Genomic DNA, 18,045 nt, shown 5'->3' with positions numbered 1-18,045 from the left:
CGTCACACGATTTCGAGCGAAGGCACAGCGGTCACGAACTGCACGGAGGAAAGTCCGGCACTCTTCAGCTGGCTCATCACCTCGGCCTTCAGATTCCAGGGCAGCACAACAACGTAATCCGGCTTATCGTCGTACAGCAACGACTCGCTGACAATCGCGATGCGGCTGCCCGGCAAGAACTTCCCCTGCTTCGCCGGATTGCGATCAACCACATACGCAATCAGATCGTGGCGACATCCGGCGAAATTCAGCAGGGTGTTTCCCTTTGCAGCCCCCCCGTATCCGACGACGCGCCTGCCGCGACGTTTTGCGTCGATCAGGAACGAGACGAAGTCGTCCTTGATCTTTTCAGCGCGCACCTGAAACCCCTCATAGGCGCTTGCCGTCGTCAGTCCAGCCTTGCGCTCCTTGGCCATGAGCGCTTTGACGCGGTCGCTCTGGGGGTGCCTGCCCGACGCCGCGCGTTGCGCAAAAACGCGAAGGCTGCCGCCATGGGTAGGAATTTCCTCGACGTCAAATATCGCAAGACCATTCGCTTCGAATATCCGCGCCGCCGTCGTTAGCGAAAGGTAGGAGAAGTGCTCGTGGTAGATGGTATCGAACTGGGTCTCCGCGAGCAGGCGGAGCAGGTGCGGAAACTCGAAAGTCGCGATACCGTTGGGCTTCAGGATGTTAGCGAAGCCTGCAACGAAATCGTTGATGTCCGGAACATGCGCCAGCACGTTGTTTGCCGCCGTGAGGTCGGCCTGCCGGCCGTCGGCCGCAAGGCGCGAGCCAAGCTCCGCGCCGAAGAATTCTTCAAGAACTTCGATGCCCTTCTCCCGTGCCGCGCGCGCGGTGCTCGCGGTCGGCTCGATCCCAAGGCAGTGAATGCCACGCGCCTTGACATATTGCAGAAGATACCCATCATTAGAGGCGACCTCTACAACAAGGCTGTTCCGGTCCAAGCCGAAGCGATTCGTCATTTCATCGACATAGGCTTCGGCGTGACGCAGCCATGTGGTCGAGTAGCTGCTGAAGTAGGCGTATTCGCTTGAGAACAGCTCGTCCGCCTGGGCGAAATCCAACGTCTGCACCAGCCAGCAGTTCTCGCAGACCATGATCCTGAGCGGGAAATACTTCTCCGGTCGCGCCAGCATCTCGGACGTGAGATACGCGTTGGACGGTGGCGAAGTGCCGAGATTGATCAACTCGAGCTTGAGTTCAGATGAACAGTGCCGGCAGCTCACAATGCGATTCCCTGGAAAGACTCAGACAGCTTGGGATGTCCACGATCCCGTGGTGACAGTTCGGCAATGGGCAACGGCCATTGCACTCCGACGCACGGCTCCTCGACGTGAAGGGCACCCTCGCTGTCGGGATGATAGGCACAACTATGAAAATAGATCAGTTCGGTCTCTGCAGCCAGCGCCTGAAAACCGTGAGCAAAGCCTTCCGGGATGAGAAGCGCCCGGTTGTTGTCCGGCGAAAGCTCGATGCCGAACCATTTAAGGAATGTCAGGGAATCCCGCCGGAGATCGACGGCGACGTCCCACACTTTGCCGCGAATGCAGTTGATGAACTTCATTTCGGCGTGCGGAGCTCGCTGAAAATGCAGTCCGCGAACCGCGCCCCGCCGCACTGTCAGAGTCTGGTTGACCTGCGCGATGGGCTTGCTCCAGCCGGCGGCTTGCAGTTCCTCCGAGCAGAACAGGCGTGCGAGAAAACCGCGCTCATCCGCATGCTTGAACCGCTCGACAATTTTCAGTCCGGCCATCGGCGCATCAAGGATCTTGAAGCGGCTCATGTCGAATCATCCTGCCTGGCCGTTCTTTCGAACTCCTCAATGTCGCGAATGCACAGCTCTCGGGCGCGCCCCTCCTGCCGCTCGAGGCGACGGTACCAGTCTATCGTTCGCCCGACGGCTTGCTGCAAGCTCCAGCGCGCTCCTATGCCAAGCACGTGGCGCGCCTTGGCAACTTCTAACGCAAGCCAGGCCGCCTCGTGTGGGCCCTCCGTGCCATCGCCCCATATGATCTCGCCTTCGCGGTAACATTGCCGCGCCAGCAGGATGACATCGCGAACGCTGGCGGCCTCATACGTGGGAGGACCGAAGTTGTAGGCGCCCGCAAGCTTAGGATCCGACCATAAGCGTTCTGCAAGGACAAGATAGGCCGACAACGGTTCGAGAACATGTTGCCAGGGACGCATGGCCTGCGGGCGTCTGATCACCAGCGTCTCTCTTGCACTCCAGGCGCGGATGGCATCGGGAATGAGACGGTCGGCGGACCAGTCCCCGCCACCGATGACATTGCCGGCCCGCGCCGACGCAACCGCGATTCCTGCCGCGGCAAGGTACGAATCCCGGTAACTCGCGATCACAATCTCCGCCGCTGCCTTGCTGGCGCTATAGGGATCATGGCCGCCAAGCGGATCGGTCTCGCGATACGGATAGAACTGCTCGATGTTCCGATAGACCTTGTCGGTGGTGACCGCCACGACGGCACGTGCGGTGCCAGCCGCGCGCACCGCCTCAAGAACATTCGCGGTGCCCTGGACGTTGATGCTGAAGGTCTCGACAGGCTCCTGGTAGCTCGTCCGCACAAGCGCCTGCGCGGCGAGGTGCAGAACGATATCAGGGGCGGCCGACTGGAGATGCCGCTTCAACCCATCAAGCTCGCGAATGTCGGCAATGCGGCCATCGATCATGGTGTCGAGATCGATCAGGCCGGCGAGGTTAAGCGTGGTCGCGGGCGGCAGCGAGACGGCCACAACCTTGGCGCCGAGCCGGCTGAGCCACAGCGCCAGCCATGCCCCCTTGAACCCCGTGTGGCCCGTCAGGAAGACGCGCTTGCCCGACCAGAAAGAGGGATTGGGTTTTGTCGGGCTAAGCGTCACCAGACCTTCCACGGCGCCTTGCCACTCACCCAAAGTTCTTCGAGCATGTTCTTCTCCCGCAATGTATCCATCGGCTGCCAGAATCCGGTGTGACGAAAGGCCATCAACTCGCCTAGTCTCGCAAGCTGCGTCAGGGGATAGCTTTCCCAACTGACATTGTCGTCCGCGATTAGGTCGATGCATGCGGGCGAGAGGACAAAAAAACCTCCATTGATCACGCCGTCGCCGCCGGAAGGCTTTTCAACGAACGCGGTAACCTGCTCTCCCGACCGCGTCATTGCGCCATATCGCCCGGGCGGAGTGACGGCGGTGATCGTTGCGAGCTTGCCGTGGCGGCGGTGAAATTCGATCGACGCGCTGATGTCGACGTCCGATACACCGTCACCATAGGTGAAGCAGAACGCCTGCTCGTTCTTGACAAAGTCTGCCACCCGACGGAGGCGACCGCCCGTCATCGTATCCTCGCCGGTGTCGATTAATGTGACGCGCCACGGCTCGGCCTTTTGCTGGTGAACCTCCATCTGGTTCCGCTGCATGTCGAAGGTCACGTCGGACATGTGCAGGAAGTAGTTGGCAAAATACTCCTTGATCACATAACCCTTGTAGCCGCAGCAGATCACGAAATCATGCACGCCATGAGCGGAGTACATCTTCATGATGTGCCACAGGATCGGCCGCCCCCCGACTTCAACCATAGGTTTGGGCCTAACGGAGGTCTCTTCGGAAATTCTTGTTCCTAGACCGCCTGCGAGAATGACCGCCTTCAAAATCGTCCCTGCCCTTTTTCAAGTGGTCAGGTTGTGGCGCAAAACAGTTCGGATTGCAATCCGGCTTTGCCCTCCCTAACTGGCTAAAAGCGCCGGATGCGTGGTAATTTGATCCGCGGCAGATCCCGCGCTCAACGCCAGATGCGAGAGCTCAGGAAGCTTTCCCGTTAAGGCGAATAAGTGTCCCATCGCCACGGATGCACCCAACTGAGCCGCTCCAGATACTGCTTTCGTTCGGCGCCGCCTTGAGCGTAGTCCGCGGTGCGGTTGTCCGCAATGAGCAGATTTTGTTGCTGCGAGACGCGGAATGTTAGGGACGACTTCCATTCAGCAATATCATAGACTTTGCCATGTCGATCCACGATCACGGGCCGTAATTTTTGTTGCAGGATCTGGCGTGTCATCGAGCGGCGTCCGCTCTCAAACATGTGCGCATCAGATTTTGTCTTGCAATCCGGTAGCCTTAGCGAAAGGAACCGGTCGCGATCGATCATGATCGCGTTCGTCCGGAGATGTGGATTCGGATACCGACCATATCGGTACAATCTCAGTGCATATTCGAATGGTGCCCAGCCGGCGGACTTGATTGCAGCCATCGCGCCCGCTGCGGGACGGGAACCGCTGGCCTGACCGTGCTCGGACGCCTGATACAACCGCGCGGGCAAGCCCATCATTCTACGAATGACGTAGATCAAGCTCGATTCAACACCGGCGGTATTGGCCGCCCACGATCCGGTCGCGCCCACGACGCCGACGCCGGGCCGGCTGAGCGCTCGATCGAAAAATTGCATCCAATTGTCGCCCAATATCTGGCTGAAAGTGTTTAAAAATAGCAGTCGCCGATTCGGCGCGATCCTTGCAGATCTCACGTATGCGCCAAGATCATAACCTGAATCGTCGATCTGAACCGAATGGATCGAAATGCCCGCGAAAAGCGCGCGAGCACGCGCTAGGCTCTCCTCATCGGGGAAGCCCTTGAATACGACATACAGATCGTGATCGACGCCGGCTGGGTGACGACGATATGTCTCCAGGAACCTGCACACTGGCTCCTCCCCCTCGGCAGATCGGTAAAGGTAAATGACCGCAATGTCATGCATGGCAATTTGATTGCAGGAATTTGCGTGAACTTCGACGGGCTTAGCACACGGCATTGATCCTGGGAGGATCACTCCCTCCGAATCATGCCGGGCCGAGAGCAAGCCGGTCCAGCTTGCGTGTGATCTCGAACACCCTGTTGGCAATTTGCCCAATTTGTGATGACAAGTCAAAATCCGATTTCGGGAATCCGTGTATTCGTTTAGGACGGGACGGCCATAGTTCCCGGAAAGGAGCCCTTGTTTTAACACTCCCCGGTAGGTAGACCCTTTTTTGAGAGATCGGAATGAACACCGACCCCACCCCGACTGATTTCGCCGTTTGCCCGGACTTCCGGGTGGGCCTTCATGATTTCAGCGTGCGAGCCTTCACCGCGATCATTCGAAGGAACCTGCTCCTTCTGCTGCTCGCGCCCCTCGTTACGTTCGGATTGGGCTTCGCGATCGCGAGTTTTCTCCCGAAGTGGTACACAAGCGTAGCATTTCTCACGCTGGACGAAGCCGGCGCGCGATCCGCCGACTCCCTCATGCGCTCTCCTAGGGTGCTCGACAGGGTTGTTTCCGAACTAGGAGACCAGGGCACTCGCGAAGCAAACAAACGGTCGTTCGACCGGAACCGCCGTATCGTCGTCGCTACCGGCGAGCTGTCGGGCACATCGAGACTGTATCGTCTTGAGTATTCAGACCGAGAGCCTCATCGCGCACAGAAGATCAATTCCGCGTTCATCGAGGCGTGGCTGGAGACCACGAAGCCGACGCCCCAACAACGCTCAAAGATCGAAGCCGAGCTCGATCGCCGGGAGACCAGCCTGAGAACCGTTTCAACATTGATCGAGCGCGTTCAGAAAGAGGCGACTTCGCTCGTCTCGACGGACCAGTCGGTAGAACTTGCGACCTCGATCGCAAATCTTATTCAACGGAGCGATGACAACTTCACCGCTATTCTGGGCTTGAGGAACTCTTTGAATGGCGTGCCACCGGACGTCGTATTCAGCGCGCCGGACTTACCCGAAGAGCCAAGCTGGCCGAAGATCGGTGTCATCAGCATCATCAGCGGTTTTGCAGGTGGGTTGCTCGCACTGATATTCGTGATCTTCCGCGCCGCGACGAAGGCAAATCGAGGCGTTTGAGCTATTTCGCGCACCCGATCAGCACGCTGCAATCGGCGATTGCCCGTCGCCATGCGCGGATTCGAAGATGCTCCTGGGCGTACGATACCTGAGCAAGAACAAAAGTCCGCCTCCGTGCGTAAGCAAGGCCGTCGAGGGGGGGGCACATTGAGCAGAGCCTGCACCAGAAGTACCGCCGATACGAGGACGAAGGAAGCCGTTGTATGTTCCCCCTCCGGGAAAATATTTGAGCACCACGACCGCCCGCTGCTCTTGATACGGACAGCCGAAGGCCGCTTTCAAGTCGTTCACGAGCCTAATTGGACAGAAATAATAAGTTCGTGCTTGGAGAAGAATTCATTGCATACATCCATCGCAAGACGAACTGCGCTCATGCGAACATTCACGGTGAAGAAATACACATCTTCAATTTGAGCGCGACCTCCCTGCTGGCCGGCGAAGAGAGCAAGATGACGCCAGTCAATGTCGGCACCACGAGGAAAGAACCACCGCTTCTCTGGATGCAACCAGCCGCGACAGTAGGCCAGTACAATCAGCCACGCCGGCGTGAACAAAATCGTCTGGCTCTGGGTGATAGGATAGTACACGATCACTACACTAGGAGGAGGATTGCGCCAGCAATCCAACACACTTCGCCGTTGCAGAAGTATGCAAACAGGAACGGCCATTCCGAGCAAGTATCTTGTCAGTGCTGGGAAGGGGTCGGTGCGCAGCGTCGAAGCGCGCCCAAAAGGCACAAACTTGAAATCGTAGCCTGCGGCACGGCAATGGTCATCACGCAGACCAATACCCGGACGAACGCGGCGACAGACAAGGCTCCCGCGCGCGGCAACGGCGACATCACGAACAGCGCGGGCACCAAGAAACCGGCGACTGAAACGATTGCCGAAATTCGCGCGACTTCAAAGTCGTGGGCCCGCTCTGAAAAGAAGCTCAGCCAGAAACTAGGATCATGCCAGCCAGTGGAAACCGGTGAAATAGCCGAAGCTGAAGCGAGAAGAAGACCAACAGCGAAAACGGTCTGCAGCAGCAACAAGCCCGCATAGGCAAGCTTTCCCGAATCATACTTCAAATGGCAGCCCGCATAGATCCTGGACACATCGAAAGACGACCAGCAGCCGACCGCAACGGAAAAATGCCACGAGCACAGCCAACACGAGAGGCCACTCGTTTCGCAGCTTGGCAACGGCGGTCCTAATGGGCTCGGACATTGTCATGGTCATCGACTGCACGATCAAATCTGAGGCAGTTCGTGATCGGCTCCGCTTCAATCCACGAACACGACGGTCTTGCGGCCATTGAGGATGACGCGGTCGTTGAGATGGTAGCGGATCGCGCGCGCCAGCACGCGGCGCTCGATGTCGCGGCCCTTTCGGACGAGATCCTCAGGCGTGTCGCGATGGCTGATGCGCTCGACGTCCTGGTCGATGATCGGGCCCTCGTCGAGGTCGCGCGTGACGTAATGCGCGGTCGCGCCGATCAGCTTGACGCCACGCTCATGGGCCTGGTGATAGGGTTTTGCGCCCTTGAAACCCGGCAGGAACGAGTGGTGGATGTTGATACAGCGTCCCGACAGATTTGCCGAGAGATCGTCGGACAATATCTGCATATAACGGGCGAGCACGACGAGATCCGTCCCAGTCTTGGCGACGAGATCGAGGATCTGCGCCTCCTGCTCGCGCTTGGTCTCTTTCGTAACAGGCAGATAGTGGAACGGAACCCCGCCGAAATCGAGCCCGTCATAGACCTCGCGCGGATGATTGGAGACGATTGCGGCCAAAGTCATCGGCAGCTCGCCCGTGCGCCAGCGATAGAGGATGTCGACCAGGCAGTGATCGGACTTCGACACCAGCAGCATCACCTTGCGATGCGCAGCGCGATCGCGCATCTGCCATTCCATTCCGAAGCGCTCGGCGATCGCGGCAAAGCCGGTCTGGAGCGCCGACAGCTCCACGGCGAGATCGGCAGCGGTGAACACCACCCGCATGAAGAACTTGTTGGTCTCGGTGTCGTCGAATTGTTGGGCGTCGAGGATGTTCTGTCCGGAATTCGCCAGGAAGGTCGACACCGCCGAGACGATGCCGGGACGATCCGGACAGGACAGGGTCAGGACATATTGATGATCTGGCATGGGCCTTGATGAAGGTTTGGGCAGCGGCTGCGGAACGACCCGCGATTTGCGCCCTGCTGTATCATCGACCCCACCTTGCGCCAATCCCGACCGTGGAGTCAGGATGAACGCACCATTGCTTTGGCTGACCGGAGTAGGCTCATGGCCGACCGCTTGAACGGCACCCGCATCCTGATCCTGGAAACGCGCGAGGAGGCTCAGTTTTCGAAGCTGCTGGCCGAGCAAGGCGCCGAGGTCGTGCAATGCCCGATGTTCACCATCCAGGATGCACCGGACCCCGCCCCGGTCGAGGCCTGGATCCGCCGCGCCATCGACAAGCCCTTCGACGATCTCGTGCTGATGACCGGCGAAGGCCTGCGGCGGATCATGAAGCTCGCGCGAACCCGTGGTCTCGACCAGGCCTTGGTTGCTTCCCTCGCCCGATCGCGAAAATTCACCCGCGGCCCGAAGCCCGGCAAGGCGCTACGCGAGATCGGGCTCGAGCAGCAGCAGATGACGGAGAAGCCGACCACCGAGGGTGCGATCGAGATGCTGAGCAAGCTCGACCTGAACGGACGTCGCCTCGGCCTCCAGCTCTATCCCGACAAGGACCACAGCGCGCTGACCGGCGCGCTCGCCGCGCAAGGTGCCGAGGTCGATACCGTGTTGCCTTACGTCTACGATCCAAAGGCTGCGGACGCCAGCATCGTCAACGCAATCGACGACATGGCGGAAGGGCGGATCGACGCCATCGCACTGACCAATCTCGGCCAGGTCCGCCGTCTCCTCGAAGCTGCGAGGGCGCATGGCAGCGAGGCGCGCCTGCGCGCAGGATTCGAGCGGACGCTGATCGCGTCAGTGGGGCCGGCCGTCTCCGGCGAGCTCGTAGCGCACGGCTTGCGCACGGACATCTCGCCGGTGGAAGACCACTATTTCATGCGCCCGCTGATCTCGGCGATGGCGGCAGCATTGGTGGACAAGCGGCCGAAGGTGGCGGAATGATCGCCAGACGCGGTGCCTAGCTTGCCATCTGCGAGGCGGCCGACATCAGCTCCTGCGGGCTCGGCGCGGCAAACATGCGATGGCCGCCTTCGGGCACCTCGGTAAAGCTCCAGCGCACAACCCCCTCGCGGTCGAGCAGAAACTGCCCGAAGAGCTGGCCCTGGCCGGTTGCCGCCATGCGCTGATCGGCTTCCGTTATCTCATAGCCGTCCTTGTTATTGAGGTACTCCGCGGCCGCGGGCCGGTTCATCGGGGCGGGCAATTCGCCGGGCATGTCGACTTGCATGCTCATGACCACGTTCATGCCGACCTTGTGCGGCCACTCGGTCTCGTTCTCCGTGAACTCGAGATTGGGCAGGCCGAACGCGCGGTGCGAGAGCCGCTCGGGATCGGACGCAGCGAGCAGGTTGGGCAACGGATGGTAACGAAAATAGAGTCGCGCGCGCTCGATCGGCGTGTTGACCACCGTGAGACTTTCGACGCCTTTCTCGTGCAAGGCGGCATCAAGTTGCGCCTGTGCCGCGATATGGCGGCGGCAGAACGGGCAATGCAGCCCCCGATACAGGCCCACCAATATCGGGCTTTGTCCGCGAAAGTCTTCGAGCGCGATCTTTCCGTCGCGTGTGATCGCGTCCAGCACGACGTTCGGTGCACGATCGCCCGGTTGAAGTGGTCCCTCGACGTGACGTTCAGACATGATGGCACTCCTTCACATGATCTAGTCAAGAAACGGCAGTACGATCAGCCCTGCGGGATCAAGCCCGTGCCGCGTGCAGACGTCCTGTGCCAGCGCGAAATATCGCTCGGCCTCGGGCATGTCGCCTCGATCAAGGTTCAGCGTCGCAAGACCATCATAGCATGGAAACAGCTGCTGCGGCTCGCCGGTTTCGCTCGCCACCTCGATTGCCTCATTGTAGCAACGAGCAGCCAGATCGGGCCGGAAATGGCATTGATGGATTTGCCCGAGCACGATCAACGGCACGGAGAGATGCTCGCGCTGATCAAGCGCGCGGTCGATTTCGATCGCCTTTTCGGCGGCCGGCACCCCCTCCTCAGTACATTTGTCCGTGAAGGTGCAACAGGCAACGGCAAAATTGGCAAGAAGGCGCGCCTGGAACCCGAGATCGCCGATCCGACACGCGACATCGAGTCCGCGCCGGCAAACCTCCACGGCTTTCGCCGGGTCGACAATCGTGTAGAGCACACCGAGATTGGTGTAGCCGCGGCAGGCCACGTTGAGGAGCCCGGCGGCCTCGGCTGCTGCGACACTTTGCTCCACCTCGCGCACCGCCTCCTGGTGTCGGCCAAGCCGCGCCAGTGCCACCCCCTTGGTGTTGAGCGACTCTGCAATGGCGCGCGCCGCCTCGAATCCGACTTGCCTGTCGGCGTCCGCCGGTACGCTTCGGGCGTAGCCAAGCGCCTCGTCCGCCCATCTCGCGGCGGCCACGTGATCGCCCGTGCGAAACGAAAGACGGCCGCGCTCTTGCAGGAGGTGCGCCCACTCGATGGGCGCGTCGGTCCCTCCCAGCCGTTCGGCCGCCTCGGCATAATGCGCCTCTGCCTTGATCCGCTTGCCGGCGTCCCACAACAATCGGCCAAGCTTGCGGAGAATTCGCGCTTCGGCGATGCGGTCCTCCGCATTGCGATGACCTTCCAGCGCACTCTGGTAGTGCTCCTCAGCCGTGATCCTCCGGCCGGCCGCGGCACACAGCTCCGCGATCCGCTCGCAGAGGATCAGGCGTTCGGGCTCCCGTTCCCCGCCGGCCAACAACACGGCGAGAGCCTGTTGGTAGAAGCGGATGGCATCGTCATTGGCGTAGGTCGCGCGGGCGCGATCGCCGGCCGCGCGCAGATAGCGCGCACCTTTCGGCTTGCTCGCGCTCAGACTGAAATGATGTCCGAGCAGTATGAGGTCCTCGAGGCGCTCGGGCTCATTGCCATAGAGCCGCTCCAGCGCGGCACCAATCCGTCCATGGAGCTCGATCCGACGCTGCAAGAGCAGGTTTTGATAGATCACGTCCTGAAGCATGGTTTGCGTAAAGCGATAAGATCGCAGCGAGATCGAGTTCGCGCCCGCGACCTCCTCGACAATCTCGGCATCGCACAGAAGTTCGAGCCCCGCTTCCACCTTCGTCCGCTGCGATGCCGTCGCACCGAGAAGAGCCGCATCGAAACGTGGGCCGATCACCGCGGCCTCCTGGGCCAAGCGGCGCACGTCATGCGGCAGCCGGTCCAGGCGCGCCAGTAACAGGGCCTGAATGCTTGCCGGTATATCGGCGGCGGCTTCATCTGACTTGATCCGCCACCGTGAGCCGTCACGCTCCAAGGCGCCAGCTTCGATGAGACCGCGGATGATTTCCTCAAAGAAGAGTGGATTGCCGCCCGCGCGCTCCAGGATTCGACTGAACAGATTTCCCGGCGGTTCACTCCAACCGTGGCTGAAGTAGGCCGCGAGCAGCTTTTGTCCGTCTGCATCACCAAGCGGAAGCAATCGAAGGGTTGTATGGCTGATCCGCCCCGAGCCGAACTGATCCAGTTCCAGCATAGGCCGATGCGTAAACAACAGCATCAGCCGCGTACGCTCCAGCCGGTCCATCAGGAACCGCAGCGCTTCAAGCGATACGGCATCGGCCCAGTGCAGATCCTCGACAATGATCAGGAGCGGCGACAGGACCAGGCGCCGTTCGAACACGGTACGAATCGCAAAGAATATCTGCCGCCGAAGCTGCTCGGGCTCGACGTGCTGCAGCGCGGCGTCCGGATCGCCGAGGCCGAGAACGTGGAAATAAAGGGGCATCAGGCGATCGGCCTCTTCGACCGCAAGGCCGAGCTCCGACAGTGCCGTCGCCAGCTTGGCCTGGGCCTCCGCCACGGTCGTCTTCTGCGCGATGCCGTAGGCGCTGCGCAGCACAGCGGCAAGGGTGCCATAGGACTGTTCGCCCAGCGGCGAGCAGACAGCGCGCCGGATCGCCACGCCGGCGAAACGGTCCTCATCGCGGGCGTGGGCAACGAATTCGTCCACCAGACGCGTTTTGCCGATGCCGGCTTCACCGACCAGCCGCACCAGCTGCGCCGCGCCGCCACACGCGAGATCAAGATTGTCGACTAGACGGGCGAGCTCGGCGTCGCGCCCAATCACCGGCGCACTCAGGCCCAGCGTATCGAGGCCGCGTGCCGCACGGGGCGTGTCGAGCGGTCCGTTCAAGCGATGGATCAGGACGCTGCCCATCTTGCCCTTCAGCGAGACCTCGCCAAGCGATTCATATGAGAATGCATGCCGCGTAAGACGGTAGGTCAGCGGCCCGACCAGCACCTCGCCCGTGGAAGCCATCGACTGCAATCGTTGAGCCGTATTTACCGTATCACCCGTGACCGAGTAGGATTTGGCAACTCCAACACCCAGTCCGCCAGCAACCACGTGCCCGGTGTTGATGCCGACATGAAGCAGGAGCGGTGACCCGGCATACGCCTTTGCACGTTCGCTGAGTTGCGCCGTTCGGCCGATCATGTCGAGCGCGGCGCGGACGGCCCGCTCGGGGTCGTCTTCGTGCGCGGCCGGCGCTCCGAATAACGCAAGCAGCGCGTCGCCGATGAATTTGTCCACGAAGCCGCCAAAGCTTTGCACCGCCGCCGTTAGCTCCTCGAACAATTCGTTCTGAAGCGCCTGCATGACTTCAGGATCGAGTCGCTCGCTCATCGTGGTGAAGCCGCTAAGGTCGGCAAACAGCACGGTAATGGTGCGGCGGTTGGCTTCGCTGTCGATCTTGTCCGGCTGCGATCGAAACCCGTATTGGGCTTCGGCCGTCGGCGCCAGCGGTGGCGAGGACGCACTGGTCGGGACTGTCACGCGGCTGGCCCGCATTGATGCCAGCCCGCCTGACTTGGAGGCTTCACTGACGAGGGCGCCGCATTTCGGGCAGTACGCGAAATCCGGTGCGCACGCATAGCCGCAGGCGGGGCAGGCGTTCGGCTGCTTCGTGCCGCATTTCGGGCAGAAGACAAAGCCGCTCTGAACCTCGGAACCGCAACAGGAGCAGTTCATGGGTCGAGACCCCGCGGGCGCCACGATGGCGCAGCCTGCTGGACCCGGTCAGATGGCCCAGGATCTCGGCAAGGATGGGCTCGTCGTGCCGGAACAGCAAGCGGTGGGTTGCGGCGCTCGCAGTTGCGGCCGCGAACGCTGCTTCACTCCTCCCCGTACCCCCTTAGCCGTTCGATATCCAGAATAGTCACGCCACCATACTCCAACCGGAGCAAGCCCTCTTTCTCCAGCCGATTCAGCGCGCGGTTGGCATTCTGGCGGGACATGCCGGAAAGCGCGCCGATCTCTTCCTGGGTGATCTCCAGATGCGCGGTGGATTCCGGATAGAGGATCGGATTGAACAGCGAAGCAATGCTGCGGGCAAGCCGCGCAGTGGCATCCAACGTGCGGTTGACCTCGAGCATGCCGATGAACTGGCCGAGCCGCTCGTTGAGCTGGCGTACCAGGAAGCGGTTGAAGCCGACGCTGTTCTCGAACAGCCACATGAAGGCGCTGCGTTCCATCAGCGCGACGCGGCTGTCGCGTAGCGCGACCACGTCGTAGCGGCGCGGCTCGTTCTTGAGCACGCTGCCCTCGCCGAACCAGGCCCCTGCCGTCAGCCCGGCAAGACTCGTCTCCTTGCCGTCGCGCGAGACCCCGCCCATCCGGGCAAGCCCGAAGACCATGCCGGCCCAATAGTCGAACGTGTCGCCGCGCATGAAGACGGTCTCGCCGGTGCCGTAGGACCGCTCCCTGATCCCGGTACGAGCGACCTCGATCTCCGCTTGCGTGAGCTCGCGCGACCAGGCAGCGACGCGCTTCAGTTGATCCTCTGAAATCATGATCCCGAAGCCAGCCGCACCGTTCGCCACTCCTGTTCTGCTGCAACGCAGCATGACCGTTTCGACCACCATCCGACGAAAGATGGATGGTCCCCCATCCAAAAACTTTGTCGCAGAATTGTCAGCCGGGAGACATTTCAAAATAGCGCTTTCCCCTATTGAGGACCACCTCGGGCGATGCGGCTTTTGATCCCAAACGGGAGCGAGAGCGGCGCGGCTCCGGTCGAGACCATCTGCTGCATGGCCTCACCGGCACGGTCGTACTAGGATCGCACGACAGGAACGGACGAAGAGCGCCACTGAAAGCGCCATCACCGGGAGGGATCTGTTTGGCGGCTACCAGTCTTGAAGTGCGCGGTGTGTCCTTGCGATTCGGCGGCGTTCGTGCGCTGACCGATGTCGGCTTCGCCATCAGGGAAGGCGAGCTGTTCTCGATCATCGGCCCCAACGGCGCCGGCAAGACCTCGATCGTGAACTGTATCTCCGGCCGCTACAAGCCGACCGAAGGCCAGCTGTTCTACCAGGGCCGCGACATCACCGGCCTGACGCCCAACGCGCGCGCGTCGCTCGGCATCGGCCGCACATTCCAGAACCTGGCGCTGTTCCACCATATGAGCGTGCTCGACAACATCATGGTCGGTCGCCATCACCTCCTGAAGAACAATTTCCTCACGGGCTCGCTGTACTGGCTCACCGGCGCGCGCAAGGAAGAGCTCGAGCACCGCCGCAAGGTGGAAGAAATCATCGATTTCCTCGATCTCCAGTCGGTGCGAAAGGCGCCGGCCGGCACTCTCTCCTACGGCTTGCGCAAGCGCGTCGAGCTCGCCCGCGCCATGGCGCTGGAGCCGCGCCTCATTCTCCTCGACGAGCCGATGGCCGGCATGAACTTCGAGGAGAAGGAGGATATGGCCCGCTATATCGTCGATCTCAACGAAGAGTTCGGCATGACCGTGGTGATGATCGAGCACGACATGGGCGTGGTGATGGACATCTCCCACCGCGTCATGGTGCTGGATTTCGGCCGCAAGATCGCCGAGGGCGATCCGGCCGCCGTGCTCGCCGATCCGCACGTCAGGCGCGCCTATCTCGGCGAAGAGGACGAGGTGCTGGTCGACCCTGACGATGCGCCGCCGGCGCAGGAGAGCGCGGCATGATGGATTACGCAGGCCGCGTCGCGCAGGCCAACACCTATCCCAAAATGCTTCGGCTCAATGCGAAGGAGTACGGCAACGAGATCGCGCTCCGAGAAAAAGATCTCGGGCTATGGCGCCCGTTCACCTGGAACGACTACCAGGCACGGGTGCGCGACTTCGCGCTCGGCCTCGTCGAACTGGGCCTTGGGCGCCAAGACGTCGTAGGCATCATCGGCGACAACCGGCCGGACTGGGTCGCGGCGGAAATCGCGACCCACGCGGTCGGCGGATTGAGCCTCGGGCTCTATCGCGACGTGCTCGACGAAGAGGCCTCCTATCTCCTCAATTATGGCGAGGCGCAGCTCGTTTTCGCTGAGGACGAGGAGCAGGTCGACAAGCTGCTCACCCTCGCCGACCGCGTCCCAAAGCTGAAGCACATCATCTATTCCGATCCGCGCGGCATGCGGAAATACGATGATCCGCGCTTGATGTCGGCGGAGACGTTTGCCGAACTCGGCCGGGCGCGGGCTACGCGCGAACCGGATCTTTACGATCGGCTGGTGGACGCGACCAAGGGCGAGGACGTCGCGATCCTCTGCACGACATCAGGTACCACGTCGCATCCAAAGCTCGCGATGCTCGCCGCCGGCCGCGTGCTCGGCCATTGCGCCACGTATCTCGCTTTCGACCCGAAAGGGCCGGACGACGAATACGTGTCGGTGCTGCCGCTGCCTTGGATCATGGAACAGGTCTATGTACTCGGCAAAGGCCTCTTGTGCCGGATGAAGATCAACTTCGTCGAAGAGCCCGAGACCATGATGAACGATCTGCGCGAGATCGCGCCGACGTTTATCCTGTTTGCACCGCGCGTTTGGGAATCGATCGCCGCCGATGTCCGCGCCAGGGTGATGGACGCAACCCCGTTCAAGCAGCGCCTGTTCGACATCGGCATGAAGAGCGGGCTTGCCGCGCTCGAACAGGGCGAGCGTTCCGGCTTTGCCGACGCGATCCTGTTCCGTGCATTGCGCGACCGCCTCGGCTTCACCCGCCTGCGTTCAGCCGCAACCGGCGGCGCGGCACTCGGGCCCGAGACCTTCAAGTTCTTCCAGGCCATGGGCGTGCCGCTGCGCACGCTCTATGGCCAGACCGAGCTGCTGGGGGCCTACACGCTGCATCCCGCGGGCAAGGTCGATCCCGACACGACGGGCGTGCCGATGGCCGACAGCGTCGAGATCCGCATCGACAATGCCGACGTCCACGGCGTCGGCGAGATCGTGGTGCGGCATCCCAACATGTTCCTCGGCTACTACAAGAACCCGGAGGCGAGCGTCGCCGACGTAAAGGACGGCTGGATGCTGTCGGGCGACGCCGGCTATTTCAACGCGAATCGCCAGCTCGTGGTGATCGACCGCATCAAGGATCTCGCCGAGACCTCGCGCGGCGAGCGCTTCTCGCCGCAATTCATCGAGAACAAGTTGAAGTTCTCGCCCTATATCGCGGAAGCCGTGGTGCTGGGCTCGGGGCGCGACGCGCTCGCCGCAATGATCTGCATCCGCTACTCCATCATCTCGAAATGGGCGGAGAAAAACAGGCTCTCGTTTACGACCTACAGCGACCTGGCCTCGCGGCCCGAGGTTTATGCGCTGCTCAAGAAGGAAGTCGAGACCGTCAACGCGACTCTGCCGCCGGCACAGCGCATCTCCCGTTTCCTGCTGCTCTACAAGGAGCTCGACGCCGACGACGGCGAACTCACCCGCACGCGGAAAGTGCGCCGCAGCGTCATCAACGAAAAATACGAAGGCATCATCGACGCGATTTACCGCGGCCAGGCCGACATCCCCGTGGACACCGTGATCCGCTTCCAGGACGGCAGCACGCAGCGCGTACGTACAACGCTGAGGGTCGTGGAGCTGGGCGGACCCGGGCACATGGCGGAGGCCGCGGAGTGAGCCTACTTCGAACTGAGAGCGCGATGCGGGTCGATGCGTCCTCTCCCCTTGCGGGAGAGGGCATCTCCGCTATTAGCCAAGACCCCACTCGGGTGAGGGGTCCTCTCTCCCCGCCCTTACTGCTGAGACAACCCCTCACCCGTCTTCGCTTCGCGAAGCCACCCTCTCCCACAAGGGGAGAGGGGAATAGCGCGCCGGATTTGTCAGCGAGCACCACTTCATGAATACCGCCTTCCTCATCCAGCTCCTGGTCAACGGCCTCGTGGTCGGCACGCTCTATGGCGTGGTCGCAATGTCCTTTGTGCTGATCTACAAGGCTAGCCAGGTCGTCAATTTCGCGCAGGGCGAGCTCTTGCTTGTCGGCGCCTGGGTGTGCTGGACCTTGCTCGCGAAATACCAGGTGCCGTTCTGGATCGGCATGCCGATGACGCTGGTGTTCATGTTCGTGTTCGGCATCGCAGTGCAGGTCCTGATCCTACGACCGATGATCGGTGAACCCATCATCTCGGTCATCATGGTGACGATCGGCCTGTCCACCGTGCTGCAGGCGGCGCTGAAATGGATGTTCGGTGTCAATCCACAGCCGTTCCCGCGCGTGTTCGAGAGCCAGTCCGTCAGCCTGCTTGGGCTCCAGATCCAGACCGTCTACGTCATGAGCCTCGTCGTCTCGATCGCGATGATGATCGGCATGGCCTGGTTCTTCCGCGCCTCAAAGTACGGCCTTGCGATGCGCGCCACCGCGTTCAACCAGCAGGTCGCGCAATCGCTCGGCATCTCCGTGAAAAGCGTGTTCGCGATGGCGTGGGCGATCTCGGCGACGGTTTCCGCGGTCGCGGGCGTCGTCGTTGCCGTGGTGAACGGCGTCTCGTCCGGGTTGGCCGGCTACGGCATTAAGGTGTTTCCGGCGGCGATCCTCGGCGGACTCGATTCCGTCGGCGGCGCCGTGCTCGGCGGCATCATCATCGGGCTGCTCGAGAACATCGCGCAATATGTCGACAGCGAGTATCTTCACTGGGGCAATCTCTACGAGATCGCGCCGTTCTACGTCCTCATCATCGTGCTGATGATCAAGCCCTACGGCCTGTTCGGCACCCACGACATCGAACGGATCTGATCC

The 18,045-nt window shown here is 61.4% G+C and carries 16 protein-coding genes; 5 read left to right on the top strand and 11 right to left on the bottom strand.

The genetic code is table 11. The features are described 5' to 3' along the window. Positions 1-2: 2 nt before the first annotated feature. From ACFQX9_RS38045 to ACFQX9_RS38025, 5 genes are all read right to left on the bottom strand, one after another. Positions 3-1,229: a methyltransferase domain-containing protein gene (locus tag ACFQX9_RS38045; RefSeq protein ID WP_377792094.1), complete on the bottom strand. Its 1,227-nt coding sequence runs from the start codon at positions 1,227-1,229 to the stop codon at positions 3-5. Further along, positions 1,226-1,786, bottom strand: coding sequence for a dTDP-4-dehydrorhamnose 3,5-epimerase family protein (locus ACFQX9_RS38040; protein WP_377792093.1), 561 nt, complete (start codon positions 1,784-1,786; stop codon positions 1,226-1,228). Before ACFQX9_RS38040 ends, ACFQX9_RS38045 begins: the two co-directional genes overlap by 4 nt. Continuing rightward, positions 1,783-2,889, bottom strand: a complete 1,107-nt coding sequence (rfbG, locus tag ACFQX9_RS38035) for a CDP-glucose 4,6-dehydratase (protein ID WP_377792092.1) — start codon at positions 2,887-2,889, stop codon at positions 1,783-1,785. The genes ACFQX9_RS38040 and rfbG overlap by 4 nt, the downstream gene beginning before the upstream one ends. Then, positions 2,874-3,644, bottom strand: a complete 771-nt coding sequence (gene rfbF / locus ACFQX9_RS38030) for a glucose-1-phosphate cytidylyltransferase (RefSeq protein ID WP_377792091.1) — start codon at positions 3,642-3,644, stop codon at positions 2,874-2,876. The genes rfbG and rfbF overlap by 16 nt, the downstream gene beginning before the upstream one ends. 167 nt (positions 3,645-3,811) lie before the next feature. Next, on the bottom strand, positions 3,812-4,744 hold the full coding sequence (locus tag ACFQX9_RS38025) for a hypothetical protein (RefSeq protein ID WP_377792090.1): 933 nt from the start codon (positions 4,742-4,744) through the stop codon (positions 3,812-3,814). Between the two features lie 284 nt (positions 4,745-5,028). Here ACFQX9_RS38025 and ACFQX9_RS38020 point away from each other — a divergent pair, with 284 nt between their 5' ends. Beyond that, positions 5,029-5,871 (top strand): hypothetical protein, encoded by an 843-nt coding sequence (locus tag ACFQX9_RS38020; protein ID WP_377792089.1) that lies wholly within the window; start codon positions 5,029-5,031, stop codon positions 5,869-5,871. A 287-nt stretch (positions 5,872-6,158) separates the two neighbouring features. On the opposite strand, the gene ACFQX9_RS38015 is transcribed toward ACFQX9_RS38020, so the two are convergent. The 3 genes from ACFQX9_RS38015 to purU all read right to left on the bottom strand — a co-directional run bounded on the left by ACFQX9_RS38015 (position 6,159) and on the right by purU (position 8,002). Further along, positions 6,159-6,539: a hypothetical protein gene (locus ACFQX9_RS38015; protein WP_377792088.1), complete on the bottom strand. Its 381-nt coding sequence runs from the start codon at positions 6,537-6,539 to the stop codon at positions 6,159-6,161. 17 nt (positions 6,540-6,556) lie between these two features. Continuing rightward, positions 6,557-6,943 (bottom strand): hypothetical protein, encoded by a 387-nt coding sequence (locus ACFQX9_RS38010; RefSeq protein WP_377792087.1) that lies wholly within the window; start codon positions 6,941-6,943, stop codon positions 6,557-6,559. 195 nt (positions 6,944-7,138) lie between these two features. Beyond that, on the bottom strand, positions 7,139-8,002 hold the full coding sequence (gene purU / locus ACFQX9_RS38005) for a formyltetrahydrofolate deformylase (RefSeq protein ID WP_085348724.1): 864 nt from the start codon (positions 8,000-8,002) through the stop codon (positions 7,139-7,141). A 141-nt stretch (positions 8,003-8,143) separates the two neighbouring features. Here purU and ACFQX9_RS38000 point away from each other — a divergent pair, with 141 nt between their 5' ends. Next, positions 8,144-8,983 (top strand): uroporphyrinogen-III synthase, encoded by an 840-nt coding sequence (locus tag ACFQX9_RS38000; RefSeq protein ID WP_377792086.1) that lies wholly within the window; start codon positions 8,144-8,146, stop codon positions 8,981-8,983. Positions 8,984-8,999: 16 nt separating this feature from the next. Here ACFQX9_RS38000 and ACFQX9_RS37995 read toward each other — a convergent pair whose 3' ends face one another. The 3 genes from ACFQX9_RS37995 to ACFQX9_RS37985 form a co-directional block, all read right to left on the bottom strand. Further along, the gene (locus ACFQX9_RS37995) at positions 9,000-9,680 is read right to left on the bottom strand and encodes a redoxin domain-containing protein (protein ID WP_085348726.1); all 681 of its coding nucleotides are present in this window, start codon (positions 9,678-9,680) and stop codon (positions 9,000-9,002) included. 21 nt (positions 9,681-9,701) lie between these two features. Continuing rightward, on the bottom strand, positions 9,702-13,025 hold the full coding sequence (locus tag ACFQX9_RS37990; protein ID WP_377792085.1) for an adenylate/guanylate cyclase domain-containing protein: 3,324 nt from the start codon (positions 13,023-13,025) through the stop codon (positions 9,702-9,704). A gap of 143 nt (positions 13,026-13,168) precedes the next feature. After that, on the bottom strand, positions 13,169-13,846 hold the full coding sequence (locus tag ACFQX9_RS37985; protein ID WP_377792084.1) for a Crp/Fnr family transcriptional regulator: 678 nt from the start codon (positions 13,844-13,846) through the stop codon (positions 13,169-13,171). Between the two features lie 350 nt (positions 13,847-14,196). Here ACFQX9_RS37985 and ACFQX9_RS37980 point away from each other — a divergent pair, with 350 nt between their 5' ends. From ACFQX9_RS37980 to ACFQX9_RS37970, 3 genes are all read left to right on the top strand, one after another. After that, the gene (locus ACFQX9_RS37980; protein ID WP_377792173.1) at positions 14,197-15,000 is read left to right on the top strand and encodes an ABC transporter ATP-binding protein; all 804 of its coding nucleotides are present in this window, start codon (positions 14,197-14,199) and stop codon (positions 14,998-15,000) included. Next, complete coding sequence (locus ACFQX9_RS37975; RefSeq protein WP_377792083.1) at positions 14,997-16,928, top strand: long-chain fatty acid--CoA ligase; 1,932 nt, start codon at positions 14,997-14,999, stop codon at positions 16,926-16,928. Before ACFQX9_RS37980 ends, ACFQX9_RS37975 begins: the two co-directional genes overlap by 4 nt. A 220-nt stretch (positions 16,929-17,148) precedes the next feature. Continuing rightward, complete coding sequence (locus tag ACFQX9_RS37970; RefSeq protein ID WP_377792082.1) at positions 17,149-18,042, top strand: branched-chain amino acid ABC transporter permease; 894 nt, start codon at positions 17,149-17,151, stop codon at positions 18,040-18,042. Positions 18,043-18,045 lie beyond the last annotated feature (3 nt).

The sequence above is a fragment of the Bradyrhizobium sp. GCM10028915 genome (assembly GCF_042666195.1).
Taxonomy (GTDB): domain Bacteria; phylum Pseudomonadota; class Alphaproteobacteria; order Rhizobiales; family Xanthobacteraceae; genus Bradyrhizobium; species Bradyrhizobium canariense_D.
Note: the sequence above shows the minus strand (reverse complement) of the source record. Positions and strands in the feature narration are given on the sequence as shown.